Origin of the sequence: Streptomyces spiramenti (assembly GCF_012034385.1) — a bacterium.
GTDB lineage: Bacteria > Actinomycetota > Actinomycetes > Streptomycetales > Streptomycetaceae > Streptomyces > Streptomyces spiramenti.
Genome location: NZ_JAAVJB010000132.1, coordinates 10900 through 14313, shown reverse-complemented (window position 1 = coordinate 14313; position 3414 = coordinate 10900). Strand labels below are relative to the sequence as shown.

The following is a 3414-nucleotide window of genomic DNA, read 5'->3' as shown; positions in this document are numbered from 1 at the left end:
CGCCGGGTGGGGCTGCCACACCCCGCTCGGCAGCGTACCGAACGTAGCCGGATCGCGACTCCCCGCTGACAGCCCAGCCAAGTGGCGGCCCGGGGCGCCCGTACGGCGGGGTGCCGTACGGGTCCTGGCCGTGGCGCGGCTCCTCGCCGCTGGTCCCGTCGTCCATGGTCGCCCCCACACTCGTCTTCCGTCGTCGGCCACACGGTCCGGCCACGGCTATGGATTCAACCAGGTATCGGCGCGGGATTCAGCGCGGGCTCATGACTCCGAGGGGATGGGGGTCGTACGAGACACCGGTGAACGGCCGTTGCGGGGAAGGCGGCTGCTCCTCCTCCGGTTGGACCGGCGCCTGGTGGGGCCGGTGGGCGTACGGCACCCCGGTGGCGGCGGTGCTCAGCACCGCCGCCATCCGCTCCGAGACCGGCACGCCGGGGTGGCCGGTGAAAGTCTCGGGCACCGCCTCGCCGTCCTCGGTCGCCGCGACCGCTCCGACCGGCGCCGGCGCCCCCTCCTCGTCGTTATCGGATCGGTTGCCCGGGCTGGCGCCCCCCGAAGTGGCCATCGCCACGGGAACGCCCGTCGGCGCCGTCGACGAGCCGGCCGTCACGGCCAGCCCGCCGCCTATCGCGACCGCCGCCAGCGACACCGCGCCCGCCGCGGCGAACGCGAAACGATGGTGACCGCGCTGCGCCCGCGCGGGCAGCAGACCGGAGGCTCCGAGCGGGACGGGCACCGGGAGTGCGCCGCGGCCGTCGGCGGCGCGGCGGGCGCCCCCACCGCGGTGCACGGGGAAGCCGCTCCCGCCGAAGACCGAGGGAGTGAACGGGGACCGCCGCCCCAGCGGGGCGAGCGCGCCCGAACGCGTCGGCCAACCGCCCGGCGGGCCCGCGTCGTCCTCGTCGCTCGCGGGGGGCGATGCGGGCAGCCCCTGGAGTCGAGCGAGCAGGGTGTCGGACGGCGGCGGCGGCGGGGTCTGCGCGAAGGCGTTCTTCAGCCGGCGCTGCGCGTCGGCCTCGGTCCGGCAGCCGGCGCAGGTGGCGAGGTGGGCGAGGACCCGGTCGCGGTGGTCGTGGGAGAGCTCGCCGTCGATGAGGGCGGCGAGGTTGTCCCCGAGATGCTGCTCACTGCTCACTCGGTTCGGCCTCCCCCGTGCGCACGGACGGCGCGCCCGCGAGCACGGGAGCGGCGTGGACGACCTCGTCGCGCTCCGGCGCGGACGGCGAGCGGTGACTGAGTGCCTTGCGCAGGTGTGATCGGCCGCGGTGGATACGGCTGCGGACGGTGCCGAGCTTCACGCCGAGGGTCGCGGCGATCTCTTCGTAGCTGAGCCCCTCGATGTCGCAGAGCACGACGGCGGCCCGGAAGTCCGGGGCGAGGGTGTCGAGCGCCTGCTGGATGTCGGCGTCGAAGTGGGTGTCGTTGAAGTGCTGCTGCGGGGACGGCTCCCGGCTCGGGAGCCGCTCTGCGGCGTCGTCGCCCAGCGCGTCGAAGCGGATGCGCTGCTTGCGGCGGACGGTGTCCAGGAAGAGGTTGGTGGTGATGCGGTGCAGCCACCCCTCGAAGGTGCCCGGGGTGTAGGTGGAGAGCGAGCGGAAGACCCGGACGAAGACCTCCTGGGTGAGGTCCTCCGCGTCGTACTGGTTGCCCGTGAGCCGGTAGGCGAGCCGGTAGACGCGAGCGCTGTGGGTGGAGACGATCTCCTCCCAGCTGGGAGGGGTCCATCCGGTGTCGGTGTCGGCGCCGGCGGCTGACGCACCGTCCGTCCGGAAACCGGCGGCGGGAACGACCTGGGCGCGTGCAGCATTGTCGGTCACAGAATTCGGCCCGCCGGCAGCGCCCCGGATACGGCGCAGAACGCCCCGGGAACCGAACGCGGCCGCACCTCCCCTGTCGGCTCTGGTGTCCAGTGGAGTGCCAACCATAGTCACCTCGCCCGTTAGCTCCGGATAAGGATTATTGGCCTGCTTTCCGCCGCGGGCGGAAGGCCTCGTGCACCGGGAGAACGTCCGGTCCCCGCGTCCGGTTCCCCGGCGGACTCGATACAGTCGTGCCGCGACTGACGGGGACAGGAGATCGCCATTACCGGCAACCGGCACACCAGCTGGGCGTTCGCCGACGCGTACGGTGTCCCGGACATCGGTACCGCCGCCGGTGAGGCGTTGCTCTGGGCCCGGGACCGCTCCCGGGAGGCCGGTGTCACCAGCGTCTCCCCCGGCTGCGGCGACGCCCTGCGGCTGCTCACCGCCACGGCCGACGCCAAGGCGGTCGTGGAGATAGGGACGGGCACCGGGGTCTCCGGGCTCTACCTGCTGCTGGGGATGCGGCCGGACGGGGTGCTCACCACCATGGACACCGAGCCCGAGCGGCAGCAGTTCGCCCGGGAGGCGTTCCGCGCCGCCGGCTTCGCCGGGAACCGCGCCCGACTGATCCCGGGGCGCGCCCTCGACGTCCTCCCGCGGTTGACGGACGGCGGGTACGACCTGGTCTTCTGCGACGGCGACCGCGAGGAGTACCTCGACTACCTCGGCGAGGCGGTCCGGTTGCTGCGACCGGGGGGCCTGCTGTGCTTCGCGGGCGTCTTCGCCGGTGGGGACACCGTCGACTCCTCGGCGCAGACCAGCACCGTGCTGACCCTGCGGGAGCTGCTGCGGACCCTGCGGGAGAGCGACCGGCTGACGCCGGCCCTGCTGCCGGTGGGCGACGGGCTGCTCTGCGCGACCTGCCGCTGAGAGCGTGGTTGAGACCCCACGCCGGGCCCGCGACGCCGGCTACGGCCATCCGCCGCGTTGCCGGGAACGCCCGGACACAACCCGGTACGAGGGCGCCCCTCCACGGTGGAGCTGACCGCATCCGACGCCGCGAGCTGATCCGACGCGGGGTCTCACACACGCGCTGAGCCCGCCCCGGAGGCGGGCTCGTGGTCCCGGGGCTCGGTCACGGGTGGCGGACCGCCGGGGCGCGGAGCGCGGGCCGTCCCCCGCTCCGCTCCGCCCGCGCCCCCGCGCAGAAGGGCGCCCCGGAGCGCGACTGCGCTCCGGGGCGATGTTCCCTCGGTACTGCGGCTGTCAGCCGGTCAGCCGCACACCTTCTTCAGTTCCTCGTCGAGAGCGACCGCCTCGTCCGGGGTCAGCTCGACGACGAGACGTCCGCCGCCCTCGAGCGGAACGCGCATGATGATGCCCCGCCCCTCCTTGGTGACCTCGAGCGGGCCGTCGCCCGTCCGCGGCTTCATGGCCGCCATGCTCGTTCCCCTTCCTGAAACCAGCTCATCATCCGCCCGGAGACCACCCAAACGCGCGGTGGCACGCGAGGTGGCCCTCGCCTTCGCCGCCGGCCCGACGGTGGCCTATGCGGCGATCAAGCGGTCACTGGCGTTCGGGGCCTCGCACTCGCTGGCCGAGACGCTGGAGCTCG

At 73.9% G+C, this 3414-nt stretch carries 4 protein-coding genes and 1 pseudogene; 2 read left to right on the top strand and 3 right to left on the bottom strand.

Going from position 1 to position 3414, the window contains the following annotated elements:
* Positions 1-247: 247 nt before the first annotated feature.
* Together HCJ92_RS15740 and sigE are read right to left on the bottom strand one after the other, a co-directional pair.
* Positions 248-1132: a zf-HC2 domain-containing protein gene (locus HCJ92_RS15740; RefSeq protein ID WP_167934222.1), complete on the bottom strand. Its 885-nt coding sequence runs from the start codon at positions 1130-1132 to the stop codon at positions 248-250.
* Complete coding sequence (sigE, locus tag HCJ92_RS15735) at positions 1122-1922, bottom strand: RNA polymerase sigma factor SigE (RefSeq protein ID WP_245240909.1); 801 nt, start codon at positions 1920-1922, stop codon at positions 1122-1124. The genes HCJ92_RS15740 and sigE overlap by 11 nt, the downstream gene beginning before the upstream one ends.
* Positions 1923-2072: 150 nt before the next feature.
* On the opposite strand from sigE, the gene HCJ92_RS15730 reads away from it, so the two are divergent.
* Positions 2073-2729 (top strand): class I SAM-dependent methyltransferase, encoded by a 657-nt coding sequence (locus HCJ92_RS15730; protein WP_167934225.1) that lies wholly within the window; start codon positions 2073-2075, stop codon positions 2727-2729.
* Between the two features lie 344 nt (positions 2730-3073).
* On the opposite strand, the gene HCJ92_RS15725 is transcribed toward HCJ92_RS15730, so the two are convergent.
* Positions 3074-3241, bottom strand: coding sequence for a DUF3117 domain-containing protein (locus HCJ92_RS15725; protein WP_103500878.1), 168 nt, complete (start codon positions 3239-3241; stop codon positions 3074-3076).
* A 55-nt stretch (positions 3242-3296) separates the two neighbouring features.
* On the opposite strand from HCJ92_RS15725, the pseudogene HCJ92_RS25020 reads away from it, so the two are divergent.
* Positions 3297-3414, top strand: a pseudogene (locus HCJ92_RS25020) (enoyl-CoA hydratase); the annotation flags it as partial.